This window comes from Rhodococcus sp. IEGM 1409, from assembly GCF_030056735.1.
Classification (GTDB): Bacteria; Actinomycetota; Actinomycetes; order Mycobacteriales; family Mycobacteriaceae; genus Rhodococcus_F.
In genome coordinates this window covers 87313-105975 of the sequence record NZ_JASHKN010000007.1, presented here as the reverse complement: position 1 = coordinate 105975, position 18663 = coordinate 87313, and the positions used below count along the sequence as shown (strand labels likewise).

Genomic DNA, 18663 nt, shown 5'->3' with positions numbered 1-18663 from the left:
TCTATCGCGTTCGTATGCGCGTTCTGCTATTTGCGCACCTTAAGTAAGCTCCTTTCACGTGACTGTCCCTACCTCCGACGCTGATCGCCGCCTACGACTGCTTGCCGACGCCACTGCAACGCTCGGCACGTTGTCCGACGTGTTGAACCCGCTCGGTGAGCGTTTTGCTGCGGCCGGTCACGAGCTGTTCCTGGTGGGTGGCAGTGTTCGCGACGCGATTCTCGGCCGCTTCAGCGGCGATCTGGACTTCACGACGGACGCCAGGCCGGAGAAGGTCCAGGCTCTGCTCAAGGGCTGGGTGGACAAGCAGTGGGACACCGGCATCGAGTTCGGGACCATCAGCGCCATCAAGCACGGCCAGGAGATCGAGATCACGACCTTCCGGGCCGACGCTTACGACCGTGTCTCACGTAATCCGATAGTCGAGTACGGCACGACGTTGGCCGACGATCTGGTGCGCCGAGATTTCACCGTCAACGCGATGGCGATGAAGATCGGCGCGGACGGTTCCTTCACTTTTGTCGATCCGCTGAACGGCATGGACGCCCTGCTCGCCGGAGAGCTCGATACGCCGTCGGCGCCGGAAAACTCGTTCAACGACGATCCGCTGCGGATGCTGCGCGCAGCCCGGTTCGTCTCGCAGCTTGGTTTCACGTTGAACAATCGCGTTTTCGAGGCCATCAAGGAGATGGCGTCGCAGATCGAGCGGATCACTGCCGAGCGTGTGCAGGTGGAGCTGAACAAATTGATGCTGGGCATGTACCCGGTGGACGGCATCAACATGATGGTCGACTCCGGGCTGGCCGCGTACGTGCTGCCCGAGGTTCCGCAGATGAAGCTCGAGATCGACGAGCATCACCAGCACAAGGACGTCTACCAGCACTCCCTCACAGTGCTCCAGCAGGCGATCGATCTCGAAGAAGGCGATCCGGACCTCGTATTGCGTTGGGCCGCACTGCTTCACGACATCGGAAAGCCGGATACCAAGCGCAACGAGCCAGGCGGTGGCGTCAGCTTCCACCACCACGAGGTGGTCGGTGCCAAGCTGGTGCGCAAGCGCATGCGTGCCTTGAAGTTCTCGAAGCAGATGGTCGACGACGTTTCGCAGCTCGTGTTCCTGCACTTGCGTTTTCACGGCTACGGCAAAGGGCAGTGGACCGACTCGGCGGTGCGGCGGTACGTCACCGACGCGGGCGAGTTGCTCCCCCGGTTGCACAAACTCGTCCGGGCCGACTGCACCACGCGTAACAAGCGTCGCGCCGCGCAGTTGCAGGCCACATATGACGACATCGAAGAGCGGATCGCGCGCATCGCGGAGCAGGAAGACCTTGCTCGGGTGCGTCCGGATCTGGATGGCAACGCCATCATGGAACTGCTCAACATCCCGGCCGGCCCGCAGGTGGGCAAGGCATGGACGTTCCTCAAGGAACTGCGTCTGGATCGCGGCCCGCTCGATCGTGACGAGGCCGAGGCCGAACTGCTGAAGTGGTGGGCTACCCAGCAGGGCTAGTTTCTCGTTTCCTACGGTTGATCAGCACCGCTGACAAGCCGGCGGCATAGACGCCCGCACCGGCAAGGGCCAGGCCGACGCTCTTGCCGTCGGGTGCGATCACCGTCGACGCTGCCGCGATCGCACCGATGAACGCGACGTTGAACACGGTGTCCTGCAAGGCGAATACCTGGCCACGACGGTCGTCGTCGATGTCGATCTGCATGGCCGCGTCACCGCTGAGTTTCACGGACTGCCCGGCGATGCCGAGCAGGAACGCGGCGATCAGCAGCGATCCCTGCGTCAGGGCGGTGACGAAGACGAGCTGGACGAGCACCGCGCACACCAGGGCGTACGTGATCGTCCGTGAGCGACCGATCCGCGGGATGAGGAACGGTGTGATCAATGCCGCGATCAGCATTCCGATTGCCGTTGCGCCGACGGCGACGCCGAATCCGGCCATCCCGCCAGGCAATTGGGAGCCGTTCGAGGTGTCGCGTAGGACCAGCACCATGATGAGGGTGTTGATGCCGAAGCAGATGCGGTGCGCTCCGATTCCGATCATTGCCGTGGTGACGCCGGGCGCCTCCCAGACTGCGGTCGCACCGGTTCGCAGTCCGGCTGTTACCGAACGCACGGCGCTGGCGCGGACTACCTCGTCGGCCACTGGGCCAAGTGAGCGGGCGGTGAACCTGGCCGCGGCGAGGGCTGCGATCACCGATCCCAGTGCTGCGACGGCCACGGCTGCGCCCGACGCTCGATCGCCCGCGCCGATCACACCGATGATCGCCACCGCTGCCGAAGCGCCCAGGGCGGCTACCACCGAACCAGCCGTTGTGAGAACGGAATTGGTGGCCACCAGCCACGATTGTCGGACGACCTTCGGTAGGGCTGCGGATACGCCTGCCCCGACAAAGCGGCTGACTCCGATGGCCGCCAGTGCACACGTCAACAAAAGTGTGTCGCCGCCGCCGGCGACCAGCAGCACCGCTGTGGTCAGGATGAAGAGCCCGCGGAGCACGCTCGCCCACAGGAGCACCAGGCGGCGGTCCCAGCGATCCAGCAGAGCCCCGGCAAAGGGCCCGATCACCGAATAGGGAAGGAGCAGTACGGCAAAGCCGGCCGCTATCGCCACCGGATCGGTTTCGCGTTCCGGGTTGAAGAGGATTGCGCCGCCGAGCGCGGCCTGGAACATTCCGTCGCCGAACTGGCTGGAAAAGCGGACGAGCGCCAGCCTTCCGAGGCCGGGTGATTCACGCAGTGTGTGCAGTACGCGCTGCCAGGCCTCGCGGCGGTTCGAGGCTCGGTTCATAAGCGGTCACTGTAGTGGGTGGGTCAGGCGCCGATCTTGACGGTGGCCCGCTCCAGGATCGGCGCGATGTCGACGCCCCTCGGCAGCGTTCCGAACACGCTTCCCCAGCTATTTCCGAGCCGACTCGCGCAGAACGCGTCGGCCACCGCAGGGTACCCGTAGCGGAGCAGCAGCGAGGCTTGCAGCGCGAGTGCCATGTCACCGACGATCTTTCGCGCCCGGTATTCGATGTCGTCGAAATCGCCGAACGCCGCCTCGAGATCCCGCACTGCCTGATCGAAGTGACTGTCCACTCCACTCGCTTGTTTCAATTCGTCGAAGAACACCTGCAGCGTTTCGGGTTGCCTCGCCATCGCCCGCAGTGTGTCGAGCGCCGCGACGTTGCCCGACCCTTCCCACACCGAGAGCAGCGGAGCCTCGCGATAGAGGCGCGGCATCCGGGATTCCTCGACGTACCCGTTTCCGCCCAAACATTCGAGTGCCTCGGCGGCGTGGATCGGTCCGCGCTTGCAGACGAAGTACTTACTCACGGCCAATGAAATGCGTCGTAGTGCGGTGGCGTGGGCATCGCCTGCGGTTGCGCGGTCGGTCAGAGCAGCCAGCCACATCGCGACGGTGGTGGAGGCTTCCGATTCCACCGCCAGATCAGCCAGAACATTGCGCATCAAGGGTTGGTCGATCAGGTTGGCGCCGAACGCACTTCGATGAGTCGCGTGGTGAACTGCCTGCAGGGTGCCGACGCGCATGCCGGTGGCCGTGCCGATCGTGCAGTCCAGCCTGGTCATGTTGACCATCTCGATGATGGTGCGCACGCCCCGGCCTTCCTCGCCGACCATCCACGCGAGAGCGTTGCGGTACTCGACCTCGCTGCTCGCGTTGGAATGGTTCCCCAACTTGTCCTTCAGGCGCTGCAGGTACATGTTGTTGAGCGAGCCGTCCGGCAAGACCCGAGGAAGGAAGAAGCACGACAGGCCACCCGGTGCCTGGGCGAGGACGAGGAACACGTCCGACATCGGCGCGGAGGTGAACCACTTGTGGCCTGTCAGCAGGTAGCTTCCGTCGGATTGTGGCACTGCTCTTGTGGTTCCGGCACGAACATCCGAACCGCCCTGCTTCTCCGTCATCGACATACCCGCGATCAATCCGGGCTTGGTGAGGGGAGCTTTCAGTGCCGGATCGTAGTGCCGCGTGGTCAGGAGGGGTTCGTACTGCGCTGCCAGATCTGCGTTGTGCCGCAGCGCGGGGATCACGGCGTACGTCATGGAGATGGGGCAGCCGTGGCCGGCGTCGGTTTGACCCCACACGGCCATCTTCGCCGCGCGGACGAGATGTGCGTGTGTATTCGGGTCAACCCACGGAGCGCCGTGCAGTCCCAATTGCACTGCGGCGTTCATGAGTTGGTGATAGGCGGGGTCGTAGCGAACCTCGTCGATGCGGTTGCCGTAGCGGTCGTGGGTTCTCAGTACGGGTGGGTGTTCCTCGGCCAGATCGCCCCACTCTTGGGCCTGAGCACTGCCGGCGCGTATCCCGACGCGATGGACCTCCTCGAGTGCGTCCGAAGCTCCTTCGCGGTGTAGTGCCTCGAGGATCGGCGCGTATTCGGCTGCGTCGTAATCGATAAGGGGCGGAACCTGATTGGTGACTTCATGCGTGGGTGTCATCGAAGCTCCCTAACGATCGAAGGGTGAAGGTGAGAATGGCGTCGATCGCAGCGGGATCGGTGGTGCCGCCGCGAAGCGGAAGGATCAGGGCCTCACCGATTGCCCCGACGATGCACGCTGCCGTCAGAGTGGCGTCCTGCGGCGGTATCTCACCGGCGTCGACTGCCGAGCGAATTGCGGTGGCCAGGCAATCGCGGAACGATTCGCGAAACATCAGGCGCTGTTCGTCGACGAGTGGATCCACCGGTTCCACCAGCAGCGCATAGGCGAGAACAGGTGCACGCATGGCACGTTCGGCGAAGGTGCGAACCGACGCCGATACCGCGGAGCGGTGATTGCCTTCCACGCTTCGGGCGCTTTCTCCGGCCTCCCGGGCCGCGGATACCTCACGGCTGCAGACAGATTGGAACACTTCGGCGAACAATTCACCCTTGCCGTCGAAATGTCGATACAGCGTCCCGGTGCCGACGCCGGCGGTCTTGGCCACCGCGGCGACGGAACATCCCGCATAACCGTGGGTTGCCACTGCCGCAGTGGCGGCATCGAGCACTCGGGCGCGTTGGGCGTCCAATCGTTCCTGTACTGCCGGGGTGCGGCGATAGGCCATGTGAAGAAGTGAACACCCGTTCCGTTCTTGCGTCAAGAGCACCCACCTGCAGGTTCAGGCAGCAGCGGCGCGAGCGTGTTCCGCGCGCCACCACGCGACGGTCTCCTCGGCGGCCTGATCCAGCGGCGTCGGCGAGAGTCCGAGCAGCACTTCGCTGGCACTCGAGTCCATGACAAACGGCTTGGTGAACTGGTAGTTCATCTCCGCGAGTTCGCGGCTGTCGGTGTTGATCTTGCCGACGGCGTCGAGCACCCAGGCGGGCAGGACGCCTACCTTGGCGGGGGACGCTCCGGCGGCGCGGGCGAAGGCCTCGGCGATCTTGCGTTGTGTGGGCGCGGGACCGGTGGGTGCGTGGAGGACGGAGTTCCAAAGCTCGGGGTTGTGTGCTGCTGCGATCATCGCTGCTGCGAGATCGGGAATGTAGGTGAAGGAATGTGGCTGATCTGCGGAACCGATGACACGAATCTTCTTACCTGCCATTACCTTCGGAACCATGCGCTCACCGGCGTGAGCGGTCCGGACATGGGGGCCGAAGAAGTCCGAAGCGACGACGCTGACGGTGGGTGTTGCCGAGGCCTCGCGAGCACGCAGCAGTGCGGTGCGCACTCCGCGCTTGCCGCCAGTGGCGTTGCGTGGGTCGGATTCGGTCATCAGGGTGTCGGAGTTGTAGGCGTAGAGGCTTTCGGGGAAGACCACGACGGCGCCGATCGATGCGGCCGCGTCGAGGACGACCTTCTCGGCAGTTGGGAGTTCCCGCTCCCAATCGGCTGCGTTGTAGGCGGCGTGGATGCAGTGGTAGATCGCCGTGGCGCCTTCGCTGACGGCGTGTAGGGCCTCGGAATCCGAGACGTCGACGCGTCGACGTTCGATCAGCGGGTGTTCGGGTCCGCTGCCGGACCTGGTCAGGATGCGGACGTTGATTCCCTGCTCGGCGAGCTGTAGCGCGACGGCGGATCCGACAGGTCCTGCTCCGGTGACGATTTCGAGGTTCGACATGGTGTGCTCCTTCTCGTTTCAGGTGAACTGAGAGCACTGCTCTCGTTTTCAAGAATGCACCCGGGTTTCAGTGCTGTCAAGAGCAGTGCTCTCTTTTGTTGATACTGCTCTCGGAGATGGGGCAAGATGGACTCATGGTCGGAACTCCCCGAGAGCGGGCGCGCGAACAGACGCTGCAGGACATCACCCGGATCGGGCGCGAGCATCTTGCTGCCGTCGGCGCCGCTGCTTTGTCCCTGCGGGCTGTCGCACGTGATCTGGGAGTCGTGTCCTCAGCGGTGTACCGCTATGTCGCCAGTCGCGACGAACTGCTGACCTTGCTGGTGGTGGACGGATACACCGAGTTGGGCGCGGAGGTGGATGCTGCCTTGGATGCCGTTGCAGCAGAAGACTTTCGCGGGCAGTTCATTGCTCTCGGGCGCGCCGTCCGGAGCTGGGCGATCCGGGAACCGGCCCGCTACGGTTTGCTGTTCGGCAGCCCTGTCCCCGGTTACGACGCTCCGGGCGAGCAGACCACCGGCCCTGGCACCCGCGTCGTGACCCGACTGATCGCGATCATCGACGGCGCCCACCAAGCGGGCGCACTCACGGTGCGGGAGGGCCCGGACCTGAGCCTCACGCTGGCCACGGACCTCGAGGGAGTGCGTAAAGAACTGGGCACCGACTTGCCGCCGGATGCCGCTGTGCGCGCAGTTCTCGTCTGGGTATCGCTGTTCGGTTCGGTGAACTTCGAGGTGTTCGGGCAGTACGGAAGCGATACGTTCACCGACGCCAGCGAGATTTTCGAGCGGCATCTGGCACTACTTGCCGATGTGGCGGGTCTGACCTGAACACGCCTGTGTCTGCGTTCCACCGCACACAGTCGTCGGTGAGATGATGTCTTTGTGGCGCACGCAGAAGAACCCGAGGATCGAATGGCCTGGATAGAACCGGAGGTTCGTCCGGGCAGTTTGTTGGTGTCGTCGACTGATCTCACGGAACCTGCATTTCGCCGCACCGTCATCTACATGATCGAGCACAATGACGCCGGGAGCTTGGGCGTCGTCGTCAATCGGCCGAGTGAGACGGCCGTGCAGAACGTGCTGCCGCAGTGGTCGCCGCTGACCGCGCATCCTTCGGCGCTGTACATCGGTGGACCCGTCAAGCGTGACTCGGCGTTGTGCCTGGGCATCGCTCGTAACGGTGCACGGATCGACGGCGTCGCCGGGCTGCGGCGGGTGGACGGCAAAGTTGTCATGGTGGATCTGGACTCGGACCCGGCAGTCATCGCTCCCCTGGTCGAAGGAATCCGCATTTTTGCCGGATACTCGGGTTGGACTCTGGGGCAGCTTGATTCGGAGCTCGAGCGTGAAGACTGGATGGTGATCAGCTCACTCCCGTCGGATGTGCTGACGCCACCCCGAGTCGACGTCTGGGCACGGGTGCTACGACGCCAACCGCTACCCGTGGCAATGCTGGCCAGTCACCCCATCGAGGTTGAACGGAACTGAGAGGTTGAACGGAACTGACCTGTCGGAGGTCGATGATATTCCTGAGTCATCGTTTTCGAGAGAGGTGGCAGTAATGATCGTTGATCGTCAGATCCAGTGCGCGGAGTGTGTTTCGGATGTCGATCACTGCCACGATGCACTGCTGCGACATGCCGACGGATCACTCGAGTGCACCGGTGCAGACTGCGTCGATCTGGCATCGGTCCGCCATGCGTTGTCCATCGATTGTGCTGAACTGCAGGGTGGTTGTGGCTGTGTCGAGGCGACCCGAGACGAGTTGCTCGCTAGCTGACGCTGACCGGATCCCGATTCGCGAAGCGTTGCGCCATCGCAGCACAGACGATCAGCTGGATCTGATGGAAGATCATCAGCGGCAACACGATCAGGCCGACGGGCTGGCCCGCGAACAGCACAGCCGCCATCGGTAGGCCCGTTGCCAAGGACTTCTTCGACCCGCAGAAGATGATGACGATCTGATCGGGAAGATCGAACCCGAGCTTGCGCCCCGCGAGAGTGGTCACGCCGAGAACCAGAGCGAGAATCAGGCAGCAGACCACTGTGAGGATCACGATCTGCCAGATCGTGATGGTGCTCCAGATTCCCTCTTTCATGCTTTCGCTGAAGGCGGCGAAGACAACGAGGAGGATCGATCCGCGATCGACATACTTGGTGGGTTCGGCGTACTTCTGCAGCCATCCGATCACCAGCGGGCGGATCAACTGGCCGACGATGAACGGGATCAGCAACTGCACGACGATGTCGAGGATCGACGAGAAGTCGACGGTGGCCTGACCGGTGGTGTTCATCAGCAGAACCACAAGCAGCGGTGTGATGAAGACGCCGATCAGGTTGGAGAACGACGCACTGACGATCGCGCCCGCGACGTTCCCCTTGGCGATCGAGGTGAACGCGATCGACGACTGAACCGTCGACGGAACCAGGCACATGTAGAGGATGCCGGTGTAGAGCTCGTCGCTGATCAGGGTCGGCGACAGGAATCGCAGTGCCAGGCCGATCAGTGGGAACAGCACGAATGTCGCGGCAAGGACGACGGTGTGCAGTCGCCAGTGCTTGACGCCCTTCCACGCTTCCTGCGGCGAGAGCCGTGCGCCGTAGAGCAGGAACAGGAAGCCGATGGCGATCTTGGTGGCCCAGTTCAGAATGCTCTCCGCGGTACCCGATACCGGGAACACACTTCCGAGCACGCCGGCGATGATGATGCCGAGGATGAACCCGTCGATGTAAAACCTGCTGAGAAACTTCACCTGGCTAAGGATAACGGCGTGCTCGAGCGGGCTCTCGAGCCCCATGAAGGTTGAAGCCCATCACGGTCAGGCACAGCAGCGTCCCGACGATCGACAGTTCGATGATGGCAGTCTGCATTCCCTGGATGGTGATGGCGATACCCGCGATGATCGACGGAATCGCCAGTCCCGCGTAGCTGACGGTGAAGAACGCGGCCAGAACTCCGCCGTGGCTCTCGCGGGCGTGGGTTCGGGCGGCGGCGTGTGGATACCTGGAGAAAACTCAGGAAGCGATCGGTTCGGGCTCGGCTGGGAGTCTCGACGCTCACTGAGTCTCGGCGGTTACTGAGCCCGGGCGTCGGCCAATCGGTTCAAGGTCCCGGCGATGTCTTCGGCTTTCGGTGTCGTGATCGTGAGCCGGTCGCCACCGGCGAACGTGATGACCACCGCTGGCCCGGTGCGGGTGACGACGCCGTAGTTGCGACGACCCTTGGTCTTGAGTCCCCAGCCGCCGAAGTCCGAGAACGGTTTGATCTCCGCGACGTCGGCTCCGACAACTTCGTCGATGTCGTAGGTCATCGCAGCCATCCCCATGTTGATCACTCGGATTTCCCGTTCGTCGACGATCACCCGGAAGCGAACCAGGCTGACGACGAGCAGGCCGAGTGCCCCGAAGATGAACAGCGGCCAGAGCGACCGCGTCCCTAGTGCCATGACAACTCCGGGCGCCAGAGTGATCGCGGTGAGGATCACCGACCCTTTGGTGCTGAATCCGACGTCGTCGGAGATGGGAAGAGGGCAGCTGCTGCGCGGCAACCCAGCCGAGGGTGTGGTCGCGGCAAGCGCGCGGACGCGGTAGTCACGCAGGAACGAGGCGCCGATCCAACCCAGCACCCCGCCGACGGCAAAGCCGACACCGATAGACCACAGCGGGAGTGACGTCGTGGACGGATCGGCGACATCGAGTTGGGTGTAGAGCAAAGCGAAGTTCACTGTCGTGATGAGCCCGACCACGCTCAGCCCGACAACCAACATGAAGCGACGCATCATCAACATCGCGGGCGCAAGAGCGGCAATCGCGCTGAGACCGCCACCGAAAAGCAGGGTCAGAAGTGCAACCGTCCATGCGTTGGCCGACGGGGTGGAGAAGCCGTCCGGTGAGGTGGTGGTCCAGTGAGTCGCGATCTGTTCCGGGAGGCGAGGCTCCCAAGTTTTTGTCAGGACGAAGCCGAAGACCGCACACAGCAGAGGAACCACTAGCCCGAATACGACCCCGGCCGGGTCGACCACGCGATGTTTCACGTGAATCAATGAGCCGGCTGGCAAGCATCCTTGAGCGCGCAGGCACCGCAGGAAGCGGTGCCGCAAGCGGCAGCGTTCGCCTTGGCCTCGGGGGTCTCCGCCACCGGCTCGTCTACAGCAGGCCCGGAGTGGCCGCCGCAGTTGCAGTCGTTACCGCATCCGCTCTGCTGCGGGAGTGCGGCGGCAGCGCGGGCGCCGATGCCTCCACCGAAACCGGCAGTGAGGACGGCGACGACGACGGCGATGATCGCGACTGCGACACCGAAGACTCCGCCGATGGTCAGTGCTGCGACTCCGCCGATGACCAACATTCCGGCGGCCGCGAGCATGGTCGGACCGGCCACCTTGTTCGCGAGGGCGAACGACTCCTCGCTCCGCAGGGAATCCTCGGTGCGGACACCGGCCCAGCGGTTGCGCGGGAGTTTGCCGATCAGTCCGGCGACAGCAACTCCACCGACGGCGACGGCGAGCACGAACAGCACCACAGCGACAACGATCACCCATACAGGATAGGCGCGGGTGGAGTTGATGGTATGCCCGGGTCGTGCAGGCTCTACCCTGGTTATCGGTATTTCCGTCAGCCAAGTAGATAGCGACCACAGTGACCGAGTCTCCGCAGTCCCCCGATTCACCAGCCGACGCAACTCCGCAGCACCGCTACACCGCGGAGCTCGCCGGCCAGATCGAGCAGCACTGGCAGGACCGCTGGAGTGAGGACGGCACGTTCAACGCGCCCAATCCGGTCGGTCCGCTCTCCTCGCCCGACGGTGTTCCCGCCGACAAGCTCTTCGTTCAGGACATGTTCCCGTACCCCTCGGGTTCGGGCCTGCACGTCGGTCACCCGCTCGGATACATCGCTACGGACGTCTTCGCGCGCTTCCATCGCATGCAGGGTCGCAATGTCCTGCACACCCTCGGCTACGACGCCTTCGGGCTCCCGGCCGAGCAGTACGCCGTGCAGACGGGTACCCACCCGCGGACCACCACCGAGTCCAACATCGCCAACATGAAGCGCCAGCTGCGACGCCTGGGCCTGGGCCACGACGAGCGTCGTAGTCTCGCGACGACGGATGTCGACTTCTACCACTGGACGCAGTGGATCTTCCTGCAGATCCATGGCGCCTGGTACGACAAGGAAGCCGGCAAGGCGCGTCGTATCTCCGAGTTGGAAGCCGAGTTCGATTCCGGAGAGCGCGCTCTGGAAGACGGACGCGAGTGGGCTTCGTTGGACGTGGCCGCGAAGGCCAAGGTTCTGGACTCGTACCGCCTTGTCTACCAGTCGGACTCGATGGTCAACTGGTGCCCCGGTTTGGGTACGGTGCTGGCCAACGAGGAAGTCACCGCCGACGGTCGTAGTGACCGCGGAAACTTCCCTGTCTTCCGTAAGCACCTCCAGCAGTGGATGATGCGCATCACCGCGTACTCCGACCGCCTGGTCGACGACCTCGAGTACCTGGATTGGCCGGACAAGGTCAAGGCCATGCAGCGCAACTGGATCGGACGCTCGTACGGCGCCGAAGTTACCTTTGCCGCAGGCCAAGACGGTGTCGATGTGTTCACGACGCGCCCCGACACGCTGTTCGGCGCCACCTACGTGACGCTGGCTCCCGAGCATGATCTGGTGGACAAGCTCGTTGCGGACGAGTGGCCCGAAGGTGTTGACGCGCGCTGGACCGGCGGCGCCACGACTCCTGCGGAAGCTGTTGCTGCATATCGTAAGTCGATTGCCGCCAAGACCGACCTGGAACGTCAGGAAAACAAGGAGAAGACGGGCGTCTTCCTCGGTTCCTATGCGGTCAATCCGGTCAACGGACACAAGGTTCCGATCTTCATCGCCGATTACGTTCTGACGGGCTACGGCACCGGCGCGATCATGGCAGTTCCGGGACACGATCATCGTGACTGGGAGTTCGCGAACGCGTTCGGTCTGGAAATTCTCGAAGTTATTGCCGGTGGCGATGTTTCGGAGGCGGCGTACTCCGGTGACGGCCCGCTGGTGAACTCTGATTACCTCGACGGTCTGGACGTGGCCGAGGCCAAGGCGACCGTCATCAGCCGCCTCGAGGAGAGCGGCCAGGGCAAGGGCACCATCCAGTACAAGCTGCGCGACTGGCTCTTCGCGCGCCAGCGTTACTGGGGCGAGCCTTTCCCGATCGTCTACGACGCGGCCGGCAACGCACACGCCCTGCCGGATTCGGCTCTGCCCGTGGTGCTTCCGGAGGTCGAGGACTACGCGCCCGTGTCCTTCGATCCGGACGACGCCAACTCCGAGCCCTCTCCCCCGCTGAACAAGGCGACCGACTGGGTCAACGTCGAGCTCGATCTCGGCGACGGACTGCAGACGTACCACCGCGACACCAATGTCATGCCGCAGTGGGCCGGCAGCTCGTGGTACCAGCTGCGCTACATCGACCCCACCAACCAGGACGCCTTCTGCGACCCGCAGAACGAGGCGTACTGGACGGGCCCGCGTCCGGAACTGCACGGCCCCAACGATCCCGGTGGAGTCGACTTGTACGTAGGCGGCGTCGAGCATGCAGTGCTGCACCTGCTGTACTCGCGCTTCTGGCACAAGGTTCTGTTCGACCTGGGCTATGTGTCCTCGAGCGAGCCGTACCGTCGCCTGTACAACCAGGGCTACATCCAGGCATTCGCGTACACCGATGCCCGCGGCGTCTACGTGCCCGCAGAAGAGGTCGTCGAGCGTGACGGCAAGTTCTTCTACGAGGGCGCCGAGGTCAACCGCGAGTACGGCAAGATGGGCAAGAGCCTGAAGAATGCCGTTGCGCCGGACGAGATCTGCGCCGAGTTCGGTGCAGACACTCTGCGTGTGTACGAGATGTCGATGGGTCCGCTGGACACCTCGCGTCCGTGGGCGACCAAGGACGTCGTCGGTGCTGCGCGATTCCTGCAGCGAGTGTGGCGCGTCGTCATCGACGAGGAGACCGGCAAGCCCCGTGTCACCGACGAAGCACCCGGTGAAGAGACTCTGCGTGCGCTCAACAAGGCGATTTCCGGTGTCATCGAGGATTACACGGCCCTGCGCGACAACACGGCGGCCGCGAAGCTGATCGAGTACAACAACCACCTCACCAAGGCGTTCCCCGGCGGTGCGCCGCGTGCTGCTGTCGAGCCGCTGGTGCTGATGCTTGCTCCCTTGGCACCGCACCTTGCAGAAGAGCTGTGGTCGAGGCTTGGTCACACGGAATCCCTTGCACACGGTCCCTTCCCGACAGTGGAGGAGAAGTGGCTCACCTCGGACACCGTCGAGTACCCGATCCAGGTCAACGGCAAGGTCCGCAGCCGCATCAGCGTCCCGGCGGATGCCGATCGCAAGGCTGTCGAGGAGATCGCGCTGGCCGACGAGAAGATCGTCGCTCTGCTCGAGGGCAACGCACCGCGCAAGGTGATCGTTGTGCCGGGCAAGATGGTGAACATCGTTCTGTAGGGCCTTCGGCCCCTGTGCGCCGTTTTGGTAGTTACCGCTACCGAAACGGCGCACAGTTGTATGCAGGGAAAACCGATCGGTCGAGTTCCGACATGTCGAGTTTCCGGCCAAGCTACTCAACGTCTGTGGCAACCGCTTCTGAACGCATGGATTGCGTGAAGGCATTGACCCGAGCACGAAGTAGCCGCTGACCTTTCGCTGGATGCCAAACTCGTTGCCTTGGCTCATAATCCAAAGGTGGGTTCGAGTTCGTGACGCCAATCAGTCGTTGTCCTGAATGTCCCGCTCCGCGGAACATTCCGTAGCGCGCGTTCGAAGTGAGGGCTGTGATGCAGGTAACACGTTGCCGACAACGGTAGCTGTCGTTCCACTGCACTTCCCGGCAAGGCCCCCGTCGGCGGTATTCGACAGGGTGTCAATCGAATTCGCAGGTGTCCCGAAAGGATCTTCCAGCCATGACGTCTCATGTCCACAGCGACGGTTCGTCTCCCAGTTTGCCCGAACCGACATCGATACCGGAGCGGTGGACTCCGCGACTGGTGTTCTCCCTGGCGTCGATTGTTCTACTTCTCGAGATGCTCGCAGTGAGCTACATGATGATCTCCACTGCTCTCCCCGCAATCTCGGTGCATTATCAAACGACGCAGGGAGCCTGGCTGCTCACGTCGTTCCTGCTGCTGGGCGCGGTCGCGTCTCCTTTGCTCGGCAAGCTCGCCGACATGTACGGCAAACGAAAAGTCTTGCTCTTTGCGGTCACCGGCGCGGCGGTCGGTTCCTTCATTTCGGCGATAGCGCCGAGCTACGCGATCCTGATTCTGGGCCGGTCGCTGACGGGTCTGCTCGTTCCCTGCCTGTTCCTGAGCTACTCCCTCATTCGAGATGTTTTTCCGCCGAAAACTGTTGCCTTGGCTGTCAGTATCGCGACCTCCGGCATGGGTTTGATCGCGATCCCAGCGCCGTTCCTCACCGGCTGGTTGATCGACAACCACGGGTTCCGGAGCATCTTCTGGTTCTTCGTCATCGGTTTGGTTCTGCTCGGTGGCATGATTTTCGCTTCGACGGCGGAATCAGCTGTGCGACTGCGCTCTTCGCTGGACCTGATCGGTGCGGTACTGCTCGGATCGGGCATCGCCGGAATTCTGATCGGCGTCAGCTTCGGACCGACCTGGGGCTGGAAGAACGGCTCGACACTGGCCTATCTGATCGGCGGCGTCGCACTGCTGGTGGCTTGGGTTGCCTCTGCTCGTGCCATCCGTGAGCCCTTGATCGACCTGCGCTACTTCGGCAAGCGTTCGGTGATGCTCACCGCCGTCGGTGCCGGGTTCTGCTACGGCGCGTCGGGAGTCTTCACGATCTTGCTGCCGATGATGGTGATGACCCCCGCAGTTCTCGGCCTGGGATACGGATTCGGCGTCACGGCAGAGGGATTCGCGATCTTCCAGGCGCCGCTTGGCGGCATGGTGGTAGTCGGTGGCTTGATCGTGGGCTTCCTCGTGGGACGCAGCATTCGACCCCGCCTGCTGATGATCATCGGAATGATCCTCATGGCAGTCGGATTCACCTTGACGGCCACCATTCACGACAACAAGCCGCTGCTCATCCTCTTTGCCGGCATCTTCGGTGTCGGTATGGGTATGGGTTACGCCTCCATTCCGAACCTGCTCATCGAAGCGGTGCCGCCGCAGTTGCAGGCAACCACGGCGAGCATGGTTGCGGTCTTCCAGAGCATCTTCCCCGCTGTGCTTCCCGTCATCGCCTTCACGGTCTTGAACTCGCACATCGCGATGGCGATGGAGGGCGCTGTGTTCTACACCGACGAGGGAATGCGCATCGCGTTCCTGATCGGTGCTGCTGCAGCAGTTCTCGGCGCGATCGCAGCCGTGTTCCTGCCGCGAAACATCGTCCAGATCGGCGCAGAAGACGGAGTACAGCAGGAGACGTCCCTCCTACCAGCTCACTGATCGGAAATGCTGCGCGTGTAAATCCGCGATGACAGGATTGGGCGTACCGACGAAAGGACTCCCATGACGTTCGCGGATCTGGACGGCAATGAACTGTGGAGTTACCTGAAGGAGCGTTCAGGACTGCCCGGCCCGCGTGCGAACCTCGCGCTCATGCTCGAGTTCGCGCGCGGCGCCGATAACGACGACATCCTGCAGGCGGCGGAGTCCGAAGACGAATACATCCGCTGCTGCGGGATCGTCGGGCTCGGATTCATTCTTGTTCGTTCGCGCGACGAGGCTGTTCTGGACAGTCTGACGGAGGCAACCACCAGTGCTTCGTGGCGTGCACGTGAAGCTGCCGCGATGGCTGTTCAAGAGGTTGGTGACGCGGATACGGAGTTGTTGCGGGCGATCATCGAGAAGTGGGCACGCTCCACCCATCCATTGACGCTGCGCGCAGCGGCCGCCGGGATCTGCGAGCCGAGGTTGCTGAAGGACAAGGCCAACGCTGCGCTGGCCGTTCAGGTGTGCCGAGACGCTACCGAGTGGATCGTCTCGCAACCAGCTGATGCCCGTCGTGAAGCCGACACACGCACTCTCCGGCAGGCGCTCGGGTACTGCTGGAGCGTCGCGGTCGCAGCGGATCCGGAGTATGCCCTGCCGGCGTTCGTCTCCCTTGAGGCGTCGGACGACGCCGATGTCGTCTGGATCGTGCGGGAGAACCGGAAGAAGGCCCGGCTACGCAAGGTGATCGAAACCTGACTCGAGGATCAGGTACGTAGGTTATCCTCAGAATTAGAACCTGTTCTAACTACGAGGGGTAGACCATGGCACCGTCCGCAGAGGTAATCCGCAAGACCGTCGACGCCTACATCGAGACAGTTGCCACGGGCACTGCCGCCCAGGTTGTGGCCCTGTATGCCGAAGGTGCAACGGTCGAAGACCCGGTTGGCACCGACGTGCGCACCACCCGTGAGTCCATTCTCGAGTTCTACTCCGTGATCGAGAACTTCGACCAGGAAGCTCACCTTCAGACCCTCCGCATTGCCGGAAACGAAGCGGCATTCCACTTCTCGCTGATCACCAAGCTCGGCGAGCAGACGCTGACCATCGCACCCATCGACGTCATGACCTTTGACGACGACGGCAAGATCCTGTCGATGCGCGCATTTTGGAACCAGGAAGACATGATCACCTCCTGACATGACGGTGAAGACGATTGACGTCGACGGATTCCGTTGGCAGATTGACGATTCCGGTTCTGGGACAGCTGTGGTTATGTGCCACGGCTTTCCCGGCCTCGGGTACAGCTATCGGCATCAGTCGACAGCGTTGGCGGAAGCGGGTTTTCGAGCGATCGCACTCGACATGCCAGGTTACGGCGGCACCACCCGCCCGGAGGCCGTCGACGACTACACCAACGACGCGGTCGCGAACCGGCTGATCGGCCTACTCGACGCTCTCGGAATCGACAAAGCGGTGTTCGTCGGTCACGATTTCGGCGCTCCGGTCGCGTGGACCACCGCTCTGCGCCACCCGGATCGTGTTGCGGGACTTGTCTCGTTGGCAGTCCCGTATGCGCCGGACAGGTTCCCGGCCAAGCCCTCGACGATCTACGCCGCCATGGCGCGCAAGCACTTTCTGCACATTCACTATTTCCAGGAACCGGGTGTCGCGGAGCGCGAACTCGACGCCCGTCCACGTGAATTCCTTCAACGGCTCTTTCACGCTTTGTCCGGGGCTTACCGGTACCTCGACGTCTGGAAGAACCCGTCCGAAGGCAACGGCTACCTCGACGTACTGCCCGAGGCGCCTGCGCTGCCCTGGTCGTGGCTCACCGAGGACAACCTGGATGTTTATGTAAAAACCTTTACTGCAACAGGTTTCACCGGTGGGCTGAACTGGTACCGAGCGTACGACGCCAATTGGGAACGCAGCGCGGATCTGGACGGAGCGCACATCGACGTCCCGACGCTCTTCGTCGCGGGCGCCGAGGATCCGGTCATCGCGATGAGCGGCCCCAAGGCATTGGTCCGAATGAAGGACACCGTCCCCGACCTGCGGGGTGTGCACCTTCTCAGCGGCGCGGGGCACTTCGTACAACAGGAACGTGCTACCGAGGTCAATGAACTTTTGATCTCTTTCCTTCGGTCGCTCTAGGCGAAATCGGGCCGAAGGTCTAGCGTTGCGCAGATGCGCACCAGGATCTTCGATCGCGGTATTCGGGTAGGTATCACCGGTGCTCTTGTTGCCGGTTCGCTTCTGGCTCTGGGTGTGTCCGGTGCCGCGGCCGCGCCGCCCTGCCCGGGATCGTCCCCCGCAATCCTCAGCGCCCAAATTCCGGGCGCAGCCCTCGAGGGTGTCACCGTGGACGGGCAGGGTCGCCTGTACACGACAGACCTGGTGAGTGGTCGAATCTTCCGCGTCGACGCGCCTGGTCAGGCAGCGGTTCCGATCGCGACGGTTCCCGGCGGTGCGGGCGCACTCGCGTGGAGCCCGGACGGTTCACTGCTGGTGGGAACCGGAGCAAACGCCGGCGTGCTGATCGGCGATCTGACGCGTGCTGCGTCGGTCGCGCGGGTGGACGTGAACTCGGGTGCCGTGACGCCGATCGCCGGTGGTCTGAGCGCTGCAAACGGCCTCGCCGTCGCGCACGACGGAACGATCTATGCCACCAACGATTTCGGTTCGTTGATCGGCAAGGTCAGCCCAGGCGGCGCCGTCGACCCGGCGTGGGCAACCTTCCCGAGTGCAAACGGCGCCGCCCTGAGCGCCGATAATCGCTGGCTCTACGTCTCGCGCACGTTCGCAAACCCGGGTGTCAGCCGTATCTCCGTCGACAATCCAGGGTATTCGGAATCGTTGGTCGATCTCGGCGGTCTCGAAACCGTCTCTGCCCCAGATGGTTTGACCCTGGACTCGAGAGATCGCGCAATCGTTCCCACAGACATCAGTGGTGAGGTGTGGCGGATCGACGGACCCGGCCAGTACTGCTCGCTCACCAGTGGACTACAGGCGTCGAGCGTGTTGACCTACGGGCGCGGCAATTCCGGTTTCGCGGCGGGGCATCTCTACCGCGCCGGGTTCGACGGAAAGATCTTCGAGATTCCGGCGGGCTTCGACGCGGGCGCCCAGGCCGCAACACCGTAACGCGACACCCTGCCTCGACTT

At 63.2% G+C, this 18663-nt stretch carries 17 protein-coding genes; 10 read left to right on the top strand and 7 right to left on the bottom strand.

Annotated elements, in window-relative coordinates; genetic code table 11:
- Positions 1–58: 58 nt before the first annotated feature.
- Positions 59–1510, top strand: coding sequence for a CCA tRNA nucleotidyltransferase (locus tag QM716_RS19010; RefSeq protein WP_283305612.1), 1452 nt, complete (start codon positions 59–61; stop codon positions 1508–1510).
- Here QM716_RS19010 and QM716_RS19005 read toward each other — a convergent pair.
- Genes QM716_RS19005 through QM716_RS18990 form a run of 4 tightly spaced genes read right to left on the bottom strand, consistent with a single transcriptional unit; the run spans position 1494 to position 6065 of the window.
- Positions 1494–2801 (bottom strand): MFS transporter, encoded by a 1308-nt coding sequence (locus tag QM716_RS19005; RefSeq protein ID WP_283305610.1) that lies wholly within the window; start codon positions 2799–2801, stop codon positions 1494–1496. The genes QM716_RS19010 and QM716_RS19005 overlap by 17 nt on opposite strands.
- Before the next feature lie 23 nt (positions 2802–2824).
- A complete protein-coding gene (locus tag QM716_RS19000) occupies positions 2825–4462 on the bottom strand; it encodes an acyl-CoA dehydrogenase family protein (RefSeq protein ID WP_283305609.1) in 1638 nt (545 codons plus the stop codon).
- Positions 4446–5069 (bottom strand): TetR/AcrR family transcriptional regulator, encoded by a 624-nt coding sequence (locus QM716_RS18995; RefSeq protein WP_283305607.1) that lies wholly within the window; start codon positions 5067–5069, stop codon positions 4446–4448. The genes QM716_RS19000 and QM716_RS18995 overlap by 17 nt, the downstream gene beginning before the upstream one ends.
- 54 nt (positions 5070–5123) lie before the next feature.
- Positions 5124–6065, bottom strand: coding sequence for an NAD-dependent epimerase/dehydratase family protein (locus QM716_RS18990; RefSeq protein ID WP_283305605.1), 942 nt, complete (start codon positions 6063–6065; stop codon positions 5124–5126).
- Positions 6066–6199: 134 nt separating this feature from the next.
- Here QM716_RS18990 and QM716_RS18985 point away from each other — a divergent pair, with 134 nt between their 5' ends.
- Together QM716_RS18985 and QM716_RS18980 are read left to right on the top strand one after the other, a co-directional pair.
- Positions 6200–6895: a TetR/AcrR family transcriptional regulator gene (locus tag QM716_RS18985; RefSeq protein WP_283305603.1), complete on the top strand. Its 696-nt coding sequence runs from the start codon at positions 6200–6202 to the stop codon at positions 6893–6895.
- 54 nt (positions 6896–6949) lie between these two features.
- Positions 6950–7555 carry a YqgE/AlgH family protein gene (locus QM716_RS18980; protein ID WP_054831849.1) on the top strand — a complete coding sequence of 202 codons (606 nt, stop codon included), beginning with the start codon at positions 6950–6952 and terminating at the stop codon, positions 7553–7555.
- Positions 7556–7839: 284 nt separating this feature from the next.
- Here the strand turns inward: QM716_RS18980 and QM716_RS18975 are convergent, their stop codons facing one another.
- Positions 7840–8820: a bile acid:sodium symporter family protein gene (locus tag QM716_RS18975; RefSeq protein WP_283305601.1), complete on the bottom strand. Its 981-nt coding sequence runs from the start codon at positions 8818–8820 to the stop codon at positions 7840–7842.
- Between the two features lie 43 nt (positions 8821–8863).
- Between QM716_RS18975 and QM716_RS29410 the strand changes: the two genes are divergently transcribed.
- Positions 8864–9148, top strand: coding sequence for a hypothetical protein (locus QM716_RS29410; protein ID WP_502942090.1), 285 nt, complete (start codon positions 8864–8866; stop codon positions 9146–9148).
- Here the strand turns inward: QM716_RS29410 and QM716_RS18965 are convergent.
- A complete protein-coding gene (locus QM716_RS18965) occupies positions 9142–10101 on the bottom strand; it encodes a DUF1648 domain-containing protein (protein WP_283305600.1) in 960 nt (319 codons plus the stop codon). The genes QM716_RS29410 and QM716_RS18965 overlap by 7 nt on opposite strands.
- Before the next feature lie 5 nt (positions 10102–10106).
- Positions 10107–10601, bottom strand: coding sequence for an SdpI family protein (locus QM716_RS18960; protein ID WP_283305599.1), 495 nt, complete (start codon positions 10599–10601; stop codon positions 10107–10109).
- A gap of 101 nt (positions 10602–10702) precedes the next feature.
- Here QM716_RS18960 and leuS point away from each other — a divergent pair, with 101 nt between their 5' ends.
- From leuS to QM716_RS18930, 6 genes are all read left to right on the top strand, one after another.
- A complete protein-coding gene (gene leuS / locus QM716_RS18955) occupies positions 10703–13549 on the top strand; it encodes a leucine--tRNA ligase (protein ID WP_283305598.1) in 2847 nt (948 codons plus the stop codon).
- Positions 13550–14004: 455 nt separating this feature from the next.
- A complete protein-coding gene (locus tag QM716_RS18950) occupies positions 14005–15510 on the top strand; it encodes an MFS transporter (RefSeq protein ID WP_283305597.1) in 1506 nt (501 codons plus the stop codon).
- Positions 15511–15573: 63 nt separating this feature from the next.
- A complete protein-coding gene (locus tag QM716_RS18945) occupies positions 15574–16254 on the top strand; it encodes a hypothetical protein (protein ID WP_283305595.1) in 681 nt (226 codons plus the stop codon).
- Between the two features lie 65 nt (positions 16255–16319).
- On the top strand, positions 16320–16694 hold the full coding sequence (locus QM716_RS18940) for a nuclear transport factor 2 family protein (RefSeq protein WP_276117230.1): 375 nt from the start codon (positions 16320–16322) through the stop codon (positions 16692–16694).
- Position 16695: 1 nt separating this feature from the next.
- Positions 16696–17652 (top strand): alpha/beta fold hydrolase, encoded by a 957-nt coding sequence (locus tag QM716_RS18935; protein ID WP_283305594.1) that lies wholly within the window; start codon positions 16696–16698, stop codon positions 17650–17652.
- Positions 17653–17685: 33 nt separating this feature from the next.
- Positions 17686–18642, top strand: a complete 957-nt coding sequence (locus QM716_RS18930) for an SMP-30/gluconolactonase/LRE family protein (RefSeq protein WP_283305593.1) — start codon at positions 17686–17688, stop codon at positions 18640–18642.
- Positions 18643–18663 lie beyond the last annotated feature (21 nt).

Coding starts and splice junctions, on each gene's coding strand:
- QM716_RS19005 (WP_283305610.1), bottom strand. CDS start 2,801: ATGAACCGAGCCTCGAACCGCCGCGAGGCCTGGCAGCGCGTACTGCAC.
- QM716_RS19000 (WP_283305609.1), bottom strand. CDS start 4,462: ATGACACCCACGCATGAAGTCACCAATCAGGTTCCGCCCCTTATCGAT.
- QM716_RS18995 (WP_283305607.1), bottom strand. CDS start 5,069: ATGGCCTATCGCCGCACCCCGGCAGTACAGGAACGATTGGACGCCCAA.
- QM716_RS18990 (WP_283305605.1), bottom strand. CDS start 6,065: ATGTCGAACCTCGAAATCGTCACCGGAGCAGGACCTGTCGGATCCGCC.
- QM716_RS18985 (WP_283305603.1), top strand. CDS start 6,200: ATGGTCGGAACTCCCCGAGAGCGGGCGCGCGAACAGACGCTGCAGGAC.
- QM716_RS29410 (WP_502942090.1), top strand. CDS start 8,864: ATGAAGGTTGAAGCCCATCACGGTCAGGCACAGCAGCGTCCCGACGAT.
- QM716_RS18950 (WP_283305597.1), top strand. CDS start 14,005: ATGACGTCTCATGTCCACAGCGACGGTTCGTCTCCCAGTTTGCCCGAA.
- QM716_RS18945 (WP_283305595.1), top strand. CDS start 15,574: ATGACGTTCGCGGATCTGGACGGCAATGAACTGTGGAGTTACCTGAAG.
- QM716_RS18940 (WP_276117230.1), top strand. CDS start 16,320: ATGGCACCGTCCGCAGAGGTAATCCGCAAGACCGTCGACGCCTACATC.
- QM716_RS18935 (WP_283305594.1), top strand. CDS start 16,696: ATGACGGTGAAGACGATTGACGTCGACGGATTCCGTTGGCAGATTGAC.
- QM716_RS18930 (WP_283305593.1), top strand. CDS start 17,686: ATGCGCACCAGGATCTTCGATCGCGGTATTCGGGTAGGTATCACCGGT.